The organism is Amycolatopsis aidingensis (assembly GCF_018885265.1).
Taxonomy (GTDB): Bacteria; Actinomycetota; Actinomycetes; order Mycobacteriales; family Pseudonocardiaceae; genus Amycolatopsis; species Amycolatopsis aidingensis.
The window spans coordinates 571,550-589,265 of record NZ_CP076538.1 but is presented as its reverse complement, the minus strand read 5'-3'; the positions used below and the strand labels follow the sequence as shown (position 1 = coordinate 589,265).

Genomic DNA, 17,716 nt, shown 5'->3' with positions numbered 1-17,716 from the left:
GAACAGCTGTGCTCTAGCCGTTGTCGATGGCGCGGAACACGTCGTCGAGCCGGGTCGGCCCGGCCTCGAGCTCACGCAGCTCCATCGCGTTGTCCTGCGCCCACCGAAGCAGGATGAACAGGTCCTGCTGAAGGTGATGAGTCTCGATGCGGAACTTCTCCCCGCCCTCACGCCTGCCCTGCAGCGGCAGCGCGGGCGCCGCCGCCGGAAGGGCGAACCGGATCATCGCGGGCAGTGTCCGCGTCAGCTCGGCGACGGTCCCCTCCCGGTGGAAGGCTCCTTTGTGCATCAGGCCGATACGGTCGGCGCGCTGCTGCGCCTCCTCCAGGTAGTGCGTGGTGAGTACAATGGTCGAGCCCGCCGCGCGGAGCTCGTCCACCGCGTCCCACAGCGCGTCCCTGGACTGGATGTCCAAACCGGTCGTCGGCTCGTCCAGAAACACCAGCTCCGGAGCACCGTAGACGGCGGTGGCGAAATCCAGCCGTCGCTTCTCACCACCGGACAGCTGCGATACCTTCGTACCGGCCTTGCGGGCGAGATCCACGATGCCGAGCACCCGCTCGATCCGGTCCGTGCGCTGGGTGAGCCTCCCGATCAACCGCACCGACTCCCGCACCGTCAAGTCCGGTGCGAAGCCGCTCTCCTGCAGCATGATGCCCATCTTGGGCCGCACCGCGGCCCGGTCCCGCGGGCACCGCCCGAGTACCCGCACCGTCCCCGACGTCGGGGTGCGGTGGCCCTCGATGATCTCCAGGGTCGAGGTCTTACCCGCTCCGTTCGTGCCGAGCAGGGCGTAGAACTCGCCGCGCCGCACCTGAAAGGACAAATCCCGGACAGCGTGGAAGTCACCGTATTCGAGGTTCAGCCGTTCCACATCGATCACTGGTGTCGAAGTCATGACTGGATCTCAACGGCATCAGCGCATTCCTGCCAGTGCGACCGCGTCATGACTTCCCCATGACATTCCTTGAGGTGAAAATATGACACAGTGTCACTGGTGACCGTCACCGAACCTGATCATGCTGGGGAGCAGACGCTGTCCGACCTCCGGGAGCCGTCCATGGAAGCCAGCCCACTGCGCGATGCCCCGGGTACGGACCGGTGAGCCCGGCACACGCGGTGCCAGGCCAGACCGAACCGGCACGCGGACAACTGCGCAGGCTCAACCTCACGATATTCCTGCCGCTGCTCGCCGTCGCGGGTGCGGTGGTGGTGGCGACGGACGCCCGGTCCTGGTGGCAGGCCGTCGTGCTGAGCGCCGGTGTGCTTGCTGCTCTGCTGGCCTTCGTGCGGTGGGCCGCGGGCGACGTCCTGCGTGTCGCGCTCCCCTGCCTGGTCATCACGGCGGCCGTGTGGCCCTACTCCGTACTGGTGGTCCACGGCAGTGCCGTGTTCTTCTGTCTCGCCGTCGTGGGCTCCTTCGTCATCCCGCAGCTGTCCCGCGGCCGGGGTGTGGCCGTTCTCGCGCTCGCCGCGTACGTCGCGGCGGTGGGCACGGCCAGGTTGCTCTTGCCGTACGAGGACGTGTCCGACGTGCTGTTCCAGTACGTCCTCGTCCCCACCGGTTTCACCGTGGTGGTGATCGGGCTCATGTTCCCCAACAAGAGGTTCTACGACGTCGTCGCGGAGCTGGAGGAGGCGCGGGAGCGGGAAGCGGAGCTGGCCGTCATTCGCGAACGCGTCCGGTTCGCCGGGGACCTGCACGATATCCAGGGCCACACGCTCCATGTGGTGAAGCTGAAAACCGCGCTCGCCCAGAAGCTGGTGGACAGCGATACCGAACGGGCCAAGCAGGAACTGCGCGAGATCCATGAGCTCGTCCGGGACACCATCACCCAGACCAAGGAACTGGCCCACGCACAGCGACGGCTCAACCTCTCCGCCGAGCTGGAGAACGCGCGGAACCTCTTCGAGGCCGCGGGTATCCAGGTGCGCATCAACCGCGAAGCCGACGTCGCCCAGGGCGCGAGCGAACTACTCGGCCAGGTCCTCCGCGAGACGACCACGAACATCCTGCGGCACGCCCAGGCCACCCGGGTACGGATCACGCTGTCGGAGCGGAGCATCACCATCGTCAACGACGGAGCCCAGCAGGCTCCGCCGCCCGAGCTCGGCGGGCTGGCCGCCCTCCGGCAACGCGTCACGGCGGAAGGCGGAGAGCTGACGGTCGAACAGGACAACGGGCAGTTCCAGACAGCCGCGGTATTGCCGCACCGACGTTCGCAAGCGCAGGAGAGCCGATGACCACCGTGGTGCTCGCCGACGACGAAGCCCTGCTCCGCAAGGCCATGGCCACACTGCTCCCGCTCGAGGGCGAGATCACCGTGCTCGCCGAGGCGGGGAACGGCGAGGAGGCCATCCAAGCCACCCTGCGACACCAACCGGACGTGCTCGTGATCGACCTCGAAATGCCCGGTGTGGACGGACTCGGTGCCGTCGCGGAGATCCACCGCACCCGGCCGAACCAGGTCGTCCTCATGCTCACCCGGCACGCCAAACCCGGAGTGCTGCGCAAGGCCCTCAAACTCGGAGTCCAGGGCTTCGTCAGCAAATCCGCCGAACCCGCGCACATCACCTCGGTCATCACGGCGCTGCACGAAGGCAAACGCTGGATCGACCCGGACGTCTCCGCACTCGCCATCGTCGACGACTGCCCCCTCACCGACCGCGAGCTCGACGTGCTGCGGGCGACCGGCGAAGGCTACTCCGTCGTCGACATCGCCGCCCAACTCCACCTCGCCCAAGGCACGGTACGCAACTACCTCTCCAACGCGATGCAGAAAACCCAGACCCAGACCCGGCACGAAGCGGCCAGGTACGCACGTGAACACGACTGGCTATAGGACACGGCCGGTGGTGGGCGATGGCCTTTCCGTCTCCCTTCCGACCTCCCGTTCAACGGCCGCGTGGCGGCCGCGGGCGGCCGCTCCCGGGTGCCGTCATGCCCGCCCCTCCCTTCCGGGTTCGAATCGGATCGTCTCCAGCACGGCCTTCGCCGCCCCGGACAGCGAACCCCCGCGCCGATCGAACAGGGCCCTGCCGGGCACCCGTTCGGAACGCATGGACGCTACCGCGGGGGCGCCGATCGCGGTGGCGACCTCGTCGATCCCGAGGCCATCGGCGGACGGCCCGCGCACCAGCACCCGCACCCGCTCCCGTACCGGGAGCAGGCCGCGCAGCACCTGCGCCGCCGACGCGCATGCCCGCAGTTCGGCCGGCACCACGAGGACCACGAGATCGGCCAGCTCCAGCACGGGCCGTGCCGGGCCGGGCAAATGCCGGGGTAGGTCACAGACCACCAGATGCCCTGCCCTGCGCCCGGCTCGCACCACCGCGGCGACCGCATGCCCGGACGGGCCCGTACCGACGGCATCGTCTCGGCCGCAGGACAGCACGGAGAGCCTGCCCCGGCCCTGCCGCGTGCCCGGCAGGGCCGGTTGCAGCGCGGCCATCGAAACCCGGCCGGAGTTCACCCGCAGTTCCGGCCAGCGCAACCCCGGTTCGTCCTCGATGCCGAGCAACAGGTCGATTCCACCGCCCAGCGGATCGCAGTCCACGAGTAATGCATTACCTCCGGCGCGCACCGCACTCAGGCCGAGTCCCGCCGCGAAAACCGAAGCACCGGCGCCACCCCGGCCGCCGAGCACGGCGAGCACCCTGCCCTCCAGCGCTGGTCCCTCGACCGCGTCGGCCAGCGCGGAGACCAGCTCCCCCTCATCGTCGGGAAGCATGACCAATCGCTCGACACCGTTGCGCAACGCCAGCCGCAACGACTCGGGAGCCACGGTTCCCTTGCAGACAAGCAGAACCCCGGCACGTCGCGGCGGCGGATCGCCGTGCCGCACGGCGTCCTCGTCGAGGATCACCAGGGGCGCCCCTGTCCATTGCGGACGGGCACCAGCCAGATCCGCAGCGCGATCGACCTCGCAGCCGACCGCCGCGGCCAGCCGCAACACCTCGTCCAGCACGGTTTCGTCGTTGATGACGGCTAGTGGACGTCGCTCGCTCATCGTGTACCCCCAACGGGCCGCGCTCGGTCGCCACCGACCGGGTCCGGGCCCGCGACGCCGGTCGTGAGTACCAGCGTCACCTGGCACGACGTGCCGGGACAACGAGGAAGAGTCCCGGCTGTGGACAACCAGGCTGATGTGGACAACCCCGGGCACGCATCGGCGCCCCGCGCGTGCGACATCCGGAAGATATAGGGGCGGCCCCCGCCAGGGGGGAGGAGCGGGGGCCGCCGAGGGTTCAGCCCCGGGGGGTCGGACTGAACCGGTCCGATCGACACCGGACCCTTCAACTGTAACTCGCTTGGCCCAGCGGTGGGTGATGGGCGGGTACCCACAATTCGGTAACGGCACGTTCGACCGATCGACTCGATCTGTCATCTATTTTCCGGCGATCGGCAGGCAACGTGACCAGATCACCGGCGCCTGGCGGCCACTTCTATTGTGGAGGGGTGCCCGAACCCACCAGGTCTCCCGCCGAGCAGCCGACCGAACCCACCACGGCAACCCGGACCACATCCACGTCCGATACCGAGGTGGCCGCGTTCTTCGATCTCGACAAGACGATCATCGCATCCTCGAGTGCCCTGGCCTTCAGCAAGCCCCTGCTACGTCAGGGTCTGATCAACCGCAGGGCGGCGCTGAAGAGCGCGTACGCCCAGCTGGTCTTCTCCCTCGCCGGTGCGGACGCGGACAAGACCGAACGGATGCGGGAACAGATTTCCGCGCTGTGCGCGGGGTGGGATGTGGCACAGGTACGTGCCATCGTGACCGAGACCCTGCATGAGGTGGTCGAGCCACTCGTCTACGCGGAGGCAGCCGAGCTCATCGGCCGGCACAAAGAGGAAGGCCACGACGTGGTGGTGCTTTCCGCGACCGGGGAGGAGGTGGTGGCGCCGATCGCGGAGATGCTCGGCGCCACCCGCAGCGTGGCCACCCGGATGGAGATCGTCGAAGGCCGTTACTCCGGCCAGGTCGACTTCTACTGCTACGGCGAACAGAAGGCGGTGGCTGCGCGCGGCCTCGCCGAGACCTACGGTTACGACCTCGCCGCCTGCCACGCCTACAGCGACTCCAGCACCGATGTGCCGTTGCTCGAGGTCGTCGGTCACCCGCACGCCGTCAACCCGGATCGGGCCCTGCGCAGGCTCGCCGAGACCCGGAACTGGCCGGTGCTGGAGTTCTCCAAACCTGTCTCGCTGCGCGACCGCATTCCCAGTCAGGCCGCGATGATGGCGGTCGGCTTCGGCGCGGTCGCCGCGGCGGGCATGACGTGGTACGGGATTTCCCGCAGGCGCCGCAAGGACTGAGCGGAGGGCGGAACCGTCCACTGTCGAAGCAGCACGACGCTGGGTGCCCATGCCCGCCTGCTCCGACACCCACAAGGCGGTACGGGCCGGAGGATCCGGCCTGACAGGAGTGAGTTTTCGCGACGCACAGGGGCCTTTCGTCACCGGATCGAGCCTCTGTAACGGTGCACCCGTCCACGCCCTTGAAGTGACGGCCGTCACTGGGTAGAAAGTAGGTGCGGACATCTTGTCGGCCAGGGGCTAGGCGGAAGAGAAGCCTCGTCCACCCCGAAAGATCTCCGTGCGCGGACTCCGGGCACCCACGCGCAGCACGCCGCGGGAGGCTTGTCGTCAAGGGACTGCGTACCGGGACGCCGGACGCCGAGTCCAGGTAGGTACGACCTGAGTTGCACGCTTGGTCACCCGAGTAGCCCGCGCGAGCAGGCGGCGCCCATGGGCAGGATTGCCGATGGGCGCCGCCAGCGTATGTTCGGCTGCCGTTCCGGCAGCCCCGCCAGATCCGGTCACTCGCCGGAGCCGGCCCCCACCCACCTCGCGTGTTCCGTAAGCCGGCGCGGGCTGAGCACATTTCCTCCGGACCAGCCTCGGGCCGTGGTACTGACCGGTGGCGCCAGTGGTCCGTTCAATTCTTGCGCTATGAAGTTGTTATGGGGCCTGACTAGGCCGAACGGCATAGCAGGTCGTTGACCGGGCCATCGGCGGTGAGTAGCTTCCCGATACCGAAAGATTCGCGTGAGAAGATTTCGGACCTTCGGCCCGTTGACAACCGCGTGCCGCACCGCCGCGAGAACACAGGGAGGCTTGTCGTGACGACCCGCCGGAGGCCGCAGCTCGCCGCCGTTTCCATCGCCGGCCTGCTCGCCGTCACCAGCGTTGCCGGCGCCACGCCGGCCGCCGCGATGGACGAGTCCGAGCCGAGACCCAACGCGCCCGACGTGACGGCCGGGGCACAGGCCTGGGCGCGGCAAGCGATGCGCTGGATGAGCCTGGAACAGAAGGTGGGCCAGCTCTTCGTCGCCGATGTCTGGGGACAGTCGGCGACCGAAGCCCATCCCGGTAACCAGGAGAAGTACGGGGTGGACACCGCCGCGCAGGTGGTGCAGCGCTACCACGTCGGCGGGGTCATCTACTTCAACCACGGCGGCACCGACAACATCGAGACGCCGCGTCAGGTTGCCGGCCTTTCCAACGGGCTGCAGCGGGCCGCGCTGCGCAGCGCGCCCCATCTGCCGTTGACCATCTCGGTGGACCAGGAAGGCGGCCGGGTGACCCGGCTCGGCGATCCGGCAACCGAGTACCCGAGCGCGATGGCCCTTGGCGCAACCCGCGACCAGGCGGCCGCCAGGGAGCTCGCCGCGATCAGCGCCGAGGAGCTGAGCGCGATCGGCATCAGGCAGAACTTCGCGCCGGTTGCCGATGTCAACTCCAACCCGCTCAACCCGATCATCGGCTCGCGCTCGTTCTCCGCGCACCCGGACCTGGCCGCAGGCAACGTCGCCGCGCAGGTCGAGGGCTACCAGGAAGCCGGAAGGTGCGCCCGGAGCGTGTCCACCGCTGCGAAACACTTCCCCGGCCACGGGGATGCGGCCACCGACAGCCACACCGGCCTGCCCACGATCGACCGCACCGAACAGGAATGGCGGGAGATCGACCTGCCGCCGTTCCGGGCGGCCATCGAGGCGGGCGCCGACTCGATCATGACCGCGCACATCAGGGTGCCCAGCCTCGACCCATCCGGCGATCCGGCCACCCTTTCCAGGCCGATCATGACCGGCCTGCTCCGCGAGGAACTCGGGTACCAGGGCGTCATCGTCACGGACTCGCTGCAGATGCAGGGCGTGCGCGAGATGTATCCGGACTCGGAGATCCCGGTGCGGGCCCTGGAGGCCGGCGTGGACCAGATGCTCATGCCGCCGGACCTGGACGTGGCGATCAACGGCGTGCTGGACGCCGTGCGCGGTGGCCGGATCAGCGAGGAGCGCATCGACCAGAGCGTGCGGCGCATCCTCGAGCAGAAGTTCAACCGGGGCATCCTCTTCCGGCCGTTCGTCAACGAGGCACAGGTGCCGCGCAAGGTCGGCACCAGGGAACACCGGGAAACCGTCCAGCGGGTCACCGACCGTGCCACCACCTTGTTGCGCAACGACGCCGGTGTGCTCCCGCTGGAGAACCCGGGGAACGTGCTGGTCACCGGGTGGAACCGGCCCTCATACCCTGGCTATCCGGCCGAGCCGGTGCGGGCACTCGCCGATGAGCTGGGCGGCACGGCGCTGCCCACCGGCTCCAACCCCGATCCGGCCATGATCGAGCGGGTGCTGGCCGCGGCGGGCGAGGCGGACACCGTGGTCGTGCTGACCAACAACCTGCGCACCGGTGCCGCCCAGCGTGAACTGGTGAACCGGCTGACCGGTACCGGCAAGCCGGTGGTCGCCGTGGCCGTGCAGGAGCCCTACGACCCCGGCTACGCGGACGTGCCGACCTGGGTGGCCACCTACGACTGGCGGGACGTGTCGATGACCGCGCTGGCCAAGGTGCTGCGCGGCACGACCGCGCCACAGGGAAAGCTGCCGGTGGACATCCCTTCCGGCACTGACCCTGGCACGGTGCTCTACCCCTTCGGCCACGGTCTGAGCTGGTGAGGCCGTTATGTCGGTGAATCGTCGTCGCTTCCTGACCGCAACCGCGCTCACCCCGCCCGCACTGGCGCTGGGCACGCAGCTCACCGCGAGTGCCGCCGTGGAACCAGGCGAGCAGACCAGCGAGGCCGCCGGGACGCCGCACTGGAACACCGTTCCCGGTGCGGACGTCATGGCACGGCTGCGCTGGCGTCCCTTGAGTGGGCGCAAGGTCGGCGTGCTGTCCAACCCGACCGGGGTGCTGGCCGGAGGTGATCACATCGTGGACTCGATGGTCGCGGCCGGTGTACGCCCGGTGGCCGCGTTCGGCCCCGAGCACGGCTTCCGCGGCAGCGCGCAGGCCGGCGGCTCGGAGGGCGACTACGTCGATCCGCGCACCGGCATCCCGGTCTACGACGCCTACGGGGTGACCGCGGACGAGCTGGCAGGCATGTTCACCAAAGCAGGCGTGGACACCGTGGTGTTCGACATCGCCGATGTCGGCGCGCGCTTCTACACCTACATCTGGTCGATGTACACCGCCATGGTCGCCGCCCGGCGCACCGGCGCCGCGCTGGTGGTGCTGGACCGGCCGAACCCGCTCGGCGGCGAGGCCGCGGGGCCGATGCTCGATCCGGAGTTCGCCTCCGGGGTCGGCCGCAAGCCGATCGTGCAGCAACACGGCATGACCGTCGGCGAACTGGCCAGGTTCTTCGACGCCGAGTTCCTGCCCGAGGACGGCGGCAGCCTCGGCGACGCACTGCACGTGGTCCGGATGCACGGTTGGCGGCGGCACATGTTCTTCGCCGACACCGGCCTGCACTGGGTGCTGCCGAGCCCGAACATGCCCACCCCGGACACCGCGATGGTGTATCCGGGGACCTGCCTTTTCGAAGGCACCGTGTTCGCCGAGGGCCGGGGCACCACCCGGCCGTTCGAGATCATCGGGGCACCCGGGCTGGACTGGCGGTGGCGGGAGGAACTCGGCAAGCAGCGGCTGCCAGGGGTCAGCTTCCGGGAGAACTACTTCGTCCCCACCTTCGGCAAGTTCGTCGGCGAGACCTGCGGCGGGGTGCAGCTGACGGTCACCGACGCCCGTTCCTTCGACGCGATCCGCACCGCGGTCTCGATGATCGTCACGGCGAAACGACTGCACCCGGATCTCTTCGACTGGCGACCGGACCACTTCATCGACAAACTCAGCGGGTCCGACCGGCTGCGCACCATGGTCGACGCGGGCGCGGACGCGGACGCCATCGTGGACTCCTGGCAGGCCGAGCTGCGCCGGTTCGTCCAGCGCAGGCGGCCGTATCTGCTGTACCGCTGACGGACCGAGGGCGGGGAGACCATGCGAAACAGAGGCTTGGCGCTGGCGGCGATACTGACGGTCACCTTGGCGGGAGCAAGCACGAGCACGATGGCCAGCACCGAGGGAGGCGGGCACGACCCTGGTCGCTTCGACCGGCCGTGGCACGGGTTCGCGCCCGCGGACACGCGCCTGCGCCCCGCCACCCCGGAGCAGGCCGGCCTGGACCCGGAGCCGATCCGGGCGGCGCAGCGGCGACTGACCGGCTGGACCCGGACGGACCAGGAGACCGGGCACCCGCTGTTCGCGGGCTCGGTCGGCATGCTGGTGCACGCCGGGATGGTGGTGGACACGCACACCGCGGGCAGCGCGCTGCGCTACGCCGATGGCGCGGGCACCGAGCTGCCGGAGGCGGAGCAGGTGCCGATGCGCACCGACACCATCTTCGACCTGGCCTCGATCTCCAAGCTGTTCACCTCGATCGCGGTGCTGCAGCTGGTCGAGGAGGGCCGGGTCGAGCTGGATGCGCCCGCCGCCAGCTACCTGCCCGAGTTCGGGGTGAACGGCAAGGAGTCCATCACCGTCCAGCAGTTGCTCACGCACACCTCGGGGCTGGAGCCGTTCCTGCCGCTGTGGCGGGACTGGCCGGACGAGGAGTCCCGGATCAGGGCCGTCATGGAGGTGGCGCCGAAGCAGCAGCCGGGCAGCGCCTACGAGTACTCCGACCTCAATCTGATCACCCTCGGGGTGCTGGTCGAGCGGCTGCGCGGGCGAGGGCTGGACGAGGTGGTCGCGAGCCGGATCACCGAACCACTGGGCATGAGCGACACCGGGTACAACCCGCCCGCGGCCAAGCTGGACCGGATCGCGGCGACCGAGTACCAGCAGAGCCCGCCGCGCGGGATGTTGCGCGGCGAGGTGCACGACGAGAACGCCTGGTCACTGGGCGGGGTCGCCGGGCATGCCGGGGTTTTCGGCACCGCGCGGGACCTCGCCGTACTCGGCCAGACGATCCTGAACGGCGGCAGCTACCGCGGTGCGCGGATCCTGCGCCAGCACACCGTGCGCGCCATGCTCGCGAACTACAACCAGGAGTTCCCAGGGGACGCGCACGGGCTGGGCTTCGAGCTGGACCAGCTGTGGTACATGGGCGGGCTGGCCTCGCCGGACACCGCGGGCCACACCGGGTACACCGGAACCTCGCTGGTGATCGACCCGAAGTCCCGCTCGATCGCGATCCTGCTCACCAACCGGGTGCACCCCTCGCGGTCCTGGGGCTCGGTGAACCCGGCGCGGCGGGCCTGGGCCACCGGCCTGGCCCGCGCCCTCGCGGTGCGCCCGCTGCGTGGCGAGGACTCCTGGTTCACCGGGATCGGGGGCTCCAGCACGGCGACCCTGACCACCCGCCCGTTCACTGTGCGTCGCGGGCCGGTTCTGGTGCGCTTCGACACCTTCGTCGACTCCGAACCGACCGACCGGCTGACCCTGCTGGCGAGCGCGGATGGCGCCACCTGGGACACGGTTTCATTACGAGTCTTCGGGTCCGGCGCCCCCCGTGGCGAGGTGGATGCACTCTCCGGGTATGGCCACCGTGCGTGGTGGCGCGTCTATGCTCTTGTCCCCCGAATGGGTGAGCTGACCCTACGTTGGCAATTCACTACGGACCAGTATTACTCCGGACGTGGGATTCACATAGACACGATCCGGGTAGGTGATTTTCACGGCACGATTCTCGACGGCGAGCGCGAGCCTGCCGCGTTCACCGAGGTCGGCTGGGGATTACGCGCTCGGTGACAGTTGCAGACTTGTTAGAATAATCTGGTTAACGGTAACGGCTCGGTTGGCGACTTTCTGATCAACGAACCAGGCGCTAGCCGGGGCTGTGACAACACAGTCCGGTTGCGATTAATCGGAAAGGGGCGAGTAGCCTTGTCGTCGATGCCTACAGTTAGTAAATTTCCGGCGATGGACACGAATCCTGACGCTGAGCAACCCTCCGACGACGTTCGGCCGAACGTGGCGGAGGTCGACGAGTCGGCCCGCGAGTCCGACTCGTCTCCGCTCGTGCGTATTCGTTCGCTACTGCCCGGGCTCGCCAGGGCCGAGCAGCGTGTAGCCAAAGTCGTGCTGGACGACCCCTCGGCGGTGGCCCGGCGCAGCATCACCGAGGTGGCGCTCGCGGCGAACACCAGTGAGACCACCGTCACCCGGTTCTGCAAGGCGATCGGCGTCGGCGGTTACCCGCAGTTGCGAATCGCGCTGGCCGCGGACACCGCCCGGTCGGAAGCCCGGTCCAGCCGCAACCTCGGCGGCGAGATCGCGACCGACGACGACCTGCCCGCCGTGGTCAGCAAGGTCAGCTTCGCCGACGCACGCGCCGTGGAGGAGACCGCCGAGCAACTCGACATCGCGGAGCTGGAACAGGTCATCAACGTGGTGGCCGGGGCGAGCAGGGTCGACGTGTACGGGGTCGGTGCCAGCGCCTTCGTCGCCGCCGACCTGCAGCAGAAGCTGCACCGGATCGGCAGGGTGAGCTTCGCGTGGTCGGACACGCACATCATGCTCACCTCGGCCGCGGTGCTGAACGGCGGCGACGTCGCGGTGGGCATCTCGCACACCGGCGCCACCACCGACACGGTGGAGGCGCTGCGGGTCGCCCGCGAACACGGCGCGACCACCGTCGCGCTGACGAACTTCCCCCGCTCCCCCATCACCGAGGTCGCCGATCACGTGCTCACCACGGCGGCACGGGAAACGACGTTCCGATCCGGCGCCACCGCCAGCCGGATCGCGCAACTCACTGTCATCGACTGCCTGTTCATCGGTGTCGCGCAGCGGCACATGGACGCCGCGGTCAACGCGCTGGACGCCACCCGGGACGCCGTGGGCGCGCACCGGCTCGGGGTCCGGCCAGATGGCAGGCGGCGACCGCGGGAAACCGGAAAATGACAGAAACAGTGAGGCGCCTGATGACCGTGCCGCGCCAGGTTGTGCACGTCGACTCCCCGACAGAACAACGCAACCCCCGGACCGTCGACATCGACCAGATGTCGACCGCCGGCATCCTCGCGGCGATCAACGCGGAGGACCGGCTGGTTCCGGACGCGGTGCAGGCGGTGCTACCGCAGCTGGCGACCGCGGTCGACTACGCGACCGAGGCGCTGCGCGGCGGACACCGCGTGCACTACGTCGGCGCCGGTACCTCCGGCCGGTTGGCCACGTTGGACGCGGCGGAGCTGGTGCCGACGTTCAACGTGCCGCCGGACTGGTTCGTGGCGCATCACGCGGGCGGCGAGCGTGCGCTGCGGCACGCCGTCGAGAATGCCGAGGACGACACCAAGGCCGGTGCCGCGGAGGTGAGCACCTCCGTGGCCGACGGCGACTTCGTCCTCGGCCTCACCGCCTCCGGGCGGACGCCGTTCGTGCTCGGTGCGCTGCGGGCGGCGAAGCGTAGCGGCGCACGGACCGCGCTGGTGTCCGGTAACCCGAACGCGGTCCGGCCGCCGGAGCTGGACGTGCTGATCGCGGTGGACACCGGGCCGGAGGCGATCGCGGGTTCCACCCGGATGAAGGCGGGCACCGCGCAGAAGATCGTGCTGACTGCGTTCTCCACCGCCACGATGATCAAGCTCGGCCGGACGTACTCGAACCTGATGGTCAGCATGCGGGCGACCAACGCCAAACTGCGCGGCCGCACGCTGCGCATCCTGCGCGAGGCCACCGGGATGAGCTCGCAGGCCTGTTCGGATGCGCTGCACGAGGCGGGTGGCGACCTGAAGGTGGCGCTGGTGCACCTGCTGTCCGGCGCGGCGCCCGTCGAGGCCGCGGACGCACTCGCCAACCACGACGGGCATGTCCGGGACGCACTGGACGCCGTGCGGGTGCGCGCGGGCTGAACGGCTCCGGGCTGAGGCAGCTCGGACGAGAGGGAAATCACACCGGATCGAAGTCGGGCAAATAACGCACCGTGCGCATTCAGCCACGGGCGCGGTGCCACAGTTGGTTGTATCTGCTAAGCAATCGACCAGCTGGAGTAAGTATGTGCGCCGTCTTCGAACAGTGGGACATCACCTCGAGCGTCGGCCTCACCGCGCTGGGAGTCGCCTCCGCCCGCGCGGTCGAGACCGACCGCGCCGACCGACTGGTTTCCGATCCCTATGCGGCCGCGTTCGTCCGGGCCGCCGACTCGCCACAGCCGTTGCCCGCCCGGCTCGATGACACACCCGTCGCGGGCGATGGCTGGTTCCGGCACTCCCGCTACCTTGGCGTGCGGTCCAGGTTCTTCGACGAGTACTTCGCGCTGAGCACCGGGGCGGGTATCGACCAGGTCGTGCTACTGGCGGCCGGGCTGGACACCAGGGCCTACCGGCTGGACTGGCCGGATGACTGCGATCTGTACGAGGTGGACCAGCCCAGGGTGCTGGCGTTCAAGCGGACCGTACTCGATGAGCAGGCCGCCGCCGCGCGCTGCCGCAGGCACGAGGTCGGCACCGATCTGCGGGACGACTGGGAGTCCGCGCTGCTGCGGGCGGGCTTCGACGCGCGGCGGCCGACGGCCTGGCTGGCCGAGGGGCTACTGCCGTACCTGCCGGGGCGGGCCGAGGAGGAGCTTTTCGAGGTGATCCACCGGCTGTCGGCCGTTGGCAGCCGGCTGGCCGTGGAACGCGCCAGCATCGACAAGCTGGCCACGTTGCGCGAGCACCCGGCGTTCCGGGAAGCCTTCGAGGAGTTCGGCGCCGACATCACCCAGCTGTGGAACGCGGAGCCGCGCCGGGACTGCGGCGACTGGCTGCGTTCCGCGGGCTGGACGGTCTCCGCCGAGACCGCCCGGCAGGCCGGGCAGCGATACGGCCTGCCGATGGAAGGCCCCTTCGACGACGTGATGGGCACCGCCACCCTGCTGACCGCGGACCGCTGAGTACCAGCGGGCCGCACGTTCACCTTTCCGGACCAGCCACGCGGTCACCGGCACACGAGGAGTAGCACGAGCGCACCATGATCGAGCTACGTGTCAGCCCGCAGCACCGAACACGGTCACTACCTCCTCGAACGACGGAAACATCCGGTCCTCGAGCTGGCGAGCCCGCAGGAAATAACGGAACCATCGACGATCCTCGAGTTCCCCGGAGAAATTGCTCCGGAGTCGCACCTGTCTGCCAGGCCGGCGAACTCGCGCGATCTCCACCGCCGCGGCGGTCCGGTCGGGCACCTGGTGGAACATGAGAAACAGCAAGGCCAGGTCATAGCTGTCGTCGTCAGGAATCGCCCTCCAGGAGAACCCATGTGCAGACGGTAATCGTAGTCGACGGGGACGCGTGGTCCTTCTCCGTTCCAGCTCTATGTCGGCGCTCTACTCGACATACATCTCCGCTACCCGTGCGAACCGGACCGCTCCCGCCGTCCATCCAGAGCCTTCACGTCCGGCGGCACGCCGTAGACCGCCACGGGTATTCGCCCGTGTCCGGCAGCAGCCGCCCTCTCCTGGAGCCTCGGCCATACGGTCAGCCAGCGATGGCACCGACATCGCGAGAATCGGCACCCAGCCATCGCCATACTCCAATACCCGGTCCAGCACCCCAGGGCCGTCGCCCGCGCGATCGTAGTGGTACGGCCACGCCTGGCCAGCCCGTTCGTCCGCGGTCGCACCCAGCACCGCTTCGGTGAAGTCAGTTCCGCGTACTGTCTCCGAGCCCAGCATCGTGATGTCCGCGGGTTCGAACCCGCAGAGGCCAGTGGCGTACTCGAGAAAGCGCCGGTCGATCGGCGTGGGAACGACCAGGATATCACCGGGTCGTACTAGCCACCGTTCGATGGGACTGTGCCCGAAAATATCGGTCGTAAGGCGGGGCAAGTGCACTGGCGTGTCCCAGCAACGTACTCGCACCGCAGACTCCGGTGTTCAGCCGTCCGAGATTATTGATCAGAAGTGTTCCCATGTCTTCCTATTCGCAACGGAGAGACAAACCTACTAAGGCGTGACAAACGGCCGAACTCAGTCCGGTATAGCGGTTTCGAGGCAGCTGATTACCCACGCCGTGAGGCTCATTCCCGCCGCGTCCGCCGCCTGTTCCCAGCGATGTCGATGTTCGGGCGGGACGTCGAGGCGAACAGACGTGGTCAAGCGTCGCTTCGCCTCGGGAAATCCCCGCAGATGGCGCCGGAGAGTGTTCCGTGACCAGGCATGTTCCTCCGCCATGGCCAGCCATCGGCTCTGCTGTTCGCCAGGTAGCCGGGCGATCTCGGCGTGATGCTGGAAGCTCAGCGAACGCCGCCTACGGGGCAGTTCCACCCTGCGGGCGACCCACGCATAGTTGCGCAAGGTTTGATAGTCCAGACAATACTCGGACATACTTCGTCGGTAACGATCCTTGTACCGGTCCTGACCGTAGACGAGCCAATCGCCTATCCACCAGGCCGAGGCCGTACCCAGCATGGAGACATGAATACCGAGCCTGCACCAAGCATGCAGCGTGATATCCGACCCGAAGCTGAGACCGACCGGGCTCGCCGAAATGCCGAGGCCGGGAAGGGAGACCCCGGGAAATTCTTTCGATCCGCCGACGAATTCGGCGGCGTTCAGGCTGCGCACAGACGTCTCCTGCACCATGATGTTCTCCACTCCCGTTCAACGCGGCACTGCCCAGCCTTGGACAGCGCGGTCACCGCAGTCAATTACTCTTGCGAGTAGCGGCACCGCGCAAGTGAGTAGATGCGCAGAGAACGTCCTCCGACTTACCGTGGAGTAAGCAGTACTTGGCTGACAGGAAGGGTAAGTAGGTGGGATTGCCAGTCACCGTAACGTACGCGATGCCCAGCGAGAGCGAAGTTCCCGAGAGTAGTATCGCCTGGCGACTCGATCCGCAGAGGGCTGTGCTGCTGGTGCACGACATGCAGCGGTACTTCGTCTCTGCGTTCCCCGACGGGACCGCGCCACGGGACGACCTGGTGCGCAACTGTATGGCGCTACGTGCCGCTTGCACCGAACTGGGAACTCCGGTGGTCTACACGGCGCAGCCGGGCGGGATGACCGACAGTGAACGCGGGCTGCTCAAGGACTTCTGGGGTGCGGGCATGTCGGTGGCCCCCGAAGACCGCAAGCTGGTCGACGAGTTAGCACCGCGAACGGGCGAGGCCGTGTTCACCAAATGGCGATACAGCGCCTTTCACCAGACCGGTTTACTGGATTTCCTCCGCGACGAGGGTCGCGACCAGCTGATCATTTGTGGGATCTATGCCCACATTGGCTGCCTCATGACGGCCTGCGACGCATTCGCATATGACATTCAGCCTTTTCTGATCGCCGATGCTGTCGCGGATTTCTCCCTCGACTATCACAGACTCGCATTGCGGTACGCGGCAGAGCGGTGCGGCGTTACCCCGACGACGGCGCGGCTTCTGGCAGACATAGACAGCTACGCCATCACGACCTGTTCTGGTAAATGAGGCGTGCCAACTCTACGCGAGACTGAATGCCGAGCTTTCGGTAGATGCCGCGCAGGTGGTAGTTCACCGTGTGGCTGGACATGTGGGCGTCTCGTGCCACCTGGCGATTGGTCATCCCGGATCCCACCAGGCTGGCGACCCTTTGTTCTGTGCCGGTCAGTTCGTCCCAGCCGGGCAACAGGTCGGGTGATGCTGCTTCCGCGTCGGCAAGTTGGGCCGACTTGCCCGCCTCGGAAACGCTTGCCGGCAGTGTGCTCGCTGCCATCAGCGCGGCATCGGCCCTGATGGCAGCGAGCACACTGCTGGGCATGGATTCCACTGCTCCACGCCAAAGCAACTGCCCCGGGAAAGTCAGTTGTCCGTCATCCTCGACGAGGAGACCACCCGCTATGGCCTCATCGACGCTCAACAGCAGGTTGCCAGGCATTTCCCGGAGCAAGTGCGCTGCATCGGCAAGCGGGAAACGAGGACCGATCGCAGCGCCGACCTGCACCAGCTTGCGCGTCAGCGGTGTGAGGCTGCGCACCATGTGAACGAGCGTGGTCCGGAGCCGGCGAGGCAAGACCCGCGCCGGCAGCCGCGCACAACCGTTCAACATCTCCAGATGGCGTTCCGCCCGTAGTCCAGCCACCAGGTCAACAACCAGACGCGGGTTGCCACCAAGATCGTCGGCCATCGCGGCGAGCCGCTCGTCCGGGACGGCGTCGAGCAGGTCGGCCAGCAGCGCCCGCACCGCCGTCCGGTCAAGCGGCTCGAGGGCCAACCGTTCCACGTGTGTGCTGTTCCTGGTGAACAGCCGATTCATTTCCGGGCCGCCCATCCCTGGGATCCGGGCCAGCACTATCGCCAACGGACGAGTGGCAAGCACCGAGTGCAACCAATCCACTCGCCGGATCGTGTCCGGTGCCGCCAACTGCACGTCATCGACGAGTAACAGGAGCGGTTGTTCTTGCTGTTGCGTCTCAAACCAGGAACGTGCGGCACAGCGCCCCTGATCGGAGCCAAAAATACTCATCGCCCCAGGGGCAAGACGGA

Annotated in this window: 16 protein-coding genes; 10 read left to right on the top strand and 6 right to left on the bottom strand. The window is 68.1% G+C overall.

Features of this window, described 5'->3' with window-relative positions; translation table 11 throughout:
* Window positions 1-13: 13 nt before the first annotated feature.
* Entirely contained in the window at window positions 14-898 is an 885-nt protein-coding gene (locus tag KOI47_RS02890) for an ABC transporter ATP-binding protein (RefSeq protein ID WP_216213695.1), read from the bottom strand.
* Between the two features lie 203 nt (window positions 899-1,101).
* Here KOI47_RS02890 and KOI47_RS02885 point away from each other — a divergent pair, with 203 nt between their 5' ends.
* On the top strand, window positions 1,102-2,244 hold the full coding sequence (locus KOI47_RS02885) for a sensor histidine kinase (protein WP_216213692.1): 1,143 nt from the start codon (window positions 1,102-1,104) through the stop codon (window positions 2,242-2,244).
* Window positions 2,241-2,843 (top strand): response regulator transcription factor, encoded by a 603-nt coding sequence (locus KOI47_RS02880; RefSeq protein ID WP_216213688.1) that lies wholly within the window; start codon window positions 2,241-2,243, stop codon window positions 2,841-2,843. Before KOI47_RS02885 ends, KOI47_RS02880 begins: the two co-directional genes overlap by 4 nt.
* A 96-nt stretch (window positions 2,844-2,939) precedes the next feature.
* Here KOI47_RS02880 and ssd read toward each other — a convergent pair whose 3' ends face one another.
* The gene (gene ssd / locus KOI47_RS02875) at window positions 2,940-4,010 is read right to left on the bottom strand and encodes a septum site-determining protein Ssd (protein ID WP_216213685.1); all 1,071 of its coding nucleotides are present in this window, start codon (window positions 4,008-4,010) and stop codon (window positions 2,940-2,942) included.
* A 533-nt stretch (window positions 4,011-4,543) separates the two neighbouring features.
* On the opposite strand from ssd, the gene KOI47_RS02870 reads away from it, so the two are divergent.
* From KOI47_RS02870 to KOI47_RS02840, 7 genes are all read left to right on the top strand, one after another.
* Entirely contained in the window at window positions 4,544-5,317 is a 774-nt protein-coding gene (locus tag KOI47_RS02870; protein ID WP_232376813.1) for an HAD family hydrolase, read from the top strand.
* Between the two features lie 899 nt (window positions 5,318-6,216).
* Entirely contained in the window at window positions 6,217-7,956 is a 1,740-nt protein-coding gene (locus tag KOI47_RS02865; RefSeq protein WP_216217040.1) for a glycoside hydrolase family 3 protein, read from the top strand.
* 7 nt (window positions 7,957-7,963) lie between these two features.
* The gene (locus tag KOI47_RS02860; RefSeq protein WP_216213680.1) at window positions 7,964-9,259 is read left to right on the top strand and encodes an exo-beta-N-acetylmuramidase NamZ family protein; all 1,296 of its coding nucleotides are present in this window, start codon (window positions 7,964-7,966) and stop codon (window positions 9,257-9,259) included.
* A gap of 21 nt (window positions 9,260-9,280) precedes the next feature.
* Complete coding sequence (locus KOI47_RS02855; protein ID WP_216213677.1) at window positions 9,281-11,032, top strand: serine hydrolase domain-containing protein; 1,752 nt, start codon at window positions 9,281-9,283, stop codon at window positions 11,030-11,032.
* A 171-nt stretch (window positions 11,033-11,203) separates the two neighbouring features.
* Complete coding sequence (locus KOI47_RS02850; RefSeq protein WP_232376506.1) at window positions 11,204-12,187, top strand: MurR/RpiR family transcriptional regulator; 984 nt, start codon at window positions 11,204-11,206, stop codon at window positions 12,185-12,187.
* Between the two features lie 17 nt (window positions 12,188-12,204).
* Window positions 12,205-13,134 (top strand): N-acetylmuramic acid 6-phosphate etherase, encoded by a 930-nt coding sequence (murQ, locus tag KOI47_RS02845; protein WP_216217038.1) that lies wholly within the window; start codon window positions 12,205-12,207, stop codon window positions 13,132-13,134.
* A 143-nt stretch (window positions 13,135-13,277) separates the two neighbouring features.
* Window positions 13,278-14,156 (top strand): SAM-dependent methyltransferase, encoded by an 879-nt coding sequence (locus tag KOI47_RS02840; RefSeq protein ID WP_216213676.1) that lies wholly within the window; start codon window positions 13,278-13,280, stop codon window positions 14,154-14,156.
* A 93-nt stretch (window positions 14,157-14,249) separates the two neighbouring features.
* Here KOI47_RS02840 and KOI47_RS02835 read toward each other — a convergent pair whose 3' ends face one another.
* From KOI47_RS02835 to KOI47_RS02825, 3 genes are all read right to left on the bottom strand, one after another.
* Window positions 14,250-14,501, bottom strand: coding sequence for a methyltransferase domain-containing protein (locus KOI47_RS02835; RefSeq protein ID WP_332461468.1), 252 nt, complete (start codon window positions 14,499-14,501; stop codon window positions 14,250-14,252).
* A gap of 87 nt (window positions 14,502-14,588) precedes the next feature.
* Window positions 14,589-15,095: a preATP grasp domain-containing protein gene (locus KOI47_RS36330; RefSeq protein ID WP_216213672.1), complete on the bottom strand. Its 507-nt coding sequence runs from the start codon at window positions 15,093-15,095 to the stop codon at window positions 14,589-14,591.
* A gap of 135 nt (window positions 15,096-15,230) precedes the next feature.
* The gene (locus tag KOI47_RS02825; protein WP_216213669.1) at window positions 15,231-15,845 is read right to left on the bottom strand and encodes an LmbU family transcriptional regulator; all 615 of its coding nucleotides are present in this window, start codon (window positions 15,843-15,845) and stop codon (window positions 15,231-15,233) included.
* A gap of 200 nt (window positions 15,846-16,045) precedes the next feature.
* On the opposite strand from KOI47_RS02825, the gene KOI47_RS02820 reads away from it, so the two are divergent.
* Window positions 16,046-16,681 (top strand): isochorismatase family protein, encoded by a 636-nt coding sequence (locus tag KOI47_RS02820; RefSeq protein WP_216213667.1) that lies wholly within the window; start codon window positions 16,046-16,048, stop codon window positions 16,679-16,681.
* Here the strand turns inward: KOI47_RS02820 and KOI47_RS02815 are convergent.
* Window positions 16,659-17,696 (bottom strand): helix-turn-helix transcriptional regulator, encoded by a 1,038-nt coding sequence (locus tag KOI47_RS02815; RefSeq protein WP_232376505.1) that lies wholly within the window; start codon window positions 17,694-17,696, stop codon window positions 16,659-16,661. The genes KOI47_RS02820 and KOI47_RS02815 overlap by 23 nt on opposite strands.
* Between the last annotated feature and the right edge of the window lie 20 nt (window positions 17,697-17,716).

Bases quoted from the DNA above. Each gene is read 5' to 3' on its own strand.
- KOI47_RS02890 (WP_216213695.1), bottom strand. From the start codon at position 898: ATGACTTCGACACCAGTGATCGATGTGGAACGGCTGAACCTCGAATAC.
- KOI47_RS02880 (WP_216213688.1), top strand. From the start codon at position 2,241: ATGACCACCGTGGTGCTCGCCGACGACGAAGCCCTGCTCCGCAAGGCC.
- ssd (WP_216213685.1), bottom strand. From the start codon at position 4,010: ATGAGCGAGCGACGTCCACTAGCCGTCATCAACGACGAAACCGTGCTG.
- KOI47_RS02865 (WP_216217040.1), top strand. From the start codon at position 6,217: ATGGACGAGTCCGAGCCGAGACCCAACGCGCCCGACGTGACGGCCGGG.
- KOI47_RS02860 (WP_216213680.1), top strand. From the start codon at position 7,964: ATGTCGGTGAATCGTCGTCGCTTCCTGACCGCAACCGCGCTCACCCCG.
- KOI47_RS02855 (WP_216213677.1), top strand. From the start codon at position 9,281: ATGCGAAACAGAGGCTTGGCGCTGGCGGCGATACTGACGGTCACCTTG.
- KOI47_RS02850 (WP_232376506.1), top strand. From the start codon at position 11,204: ATGGACACGAATCCTGACGCTGAGCAACCCTCCGACGACGTTCGGCCG.
- KOI47_RS02840 (WP_216213676.1), top strand. From the start codon at position 13,278: ATGTGCGCCGTCTTCGAACAGTGGGACATCACCTCGAGCGTCGGCCTC.
- KOI47_RS02825 (WP_216213669.1), bottom strand. From the start codon at position 15,845: ATGGTGCAGGAGACGTCTGTGCGCAGCCTGAACGCCGCCGAATTCGTC.
- KOI47_RS02820 (WP_216213667.1), top strand. From the start codon at position 16,046: ATGCCCAGCGAGAGCGAAGTTCCCGAGAGTAGTATCGCCTGGCGACTC.
- KOI47_RS02815 (WP_232376505.1), bottom strand. From the start codon at position 17,696: ATGAGTATTTTTGGCTCCGATCAGGGGCGCTGTGCCGCACGTTCCTGG.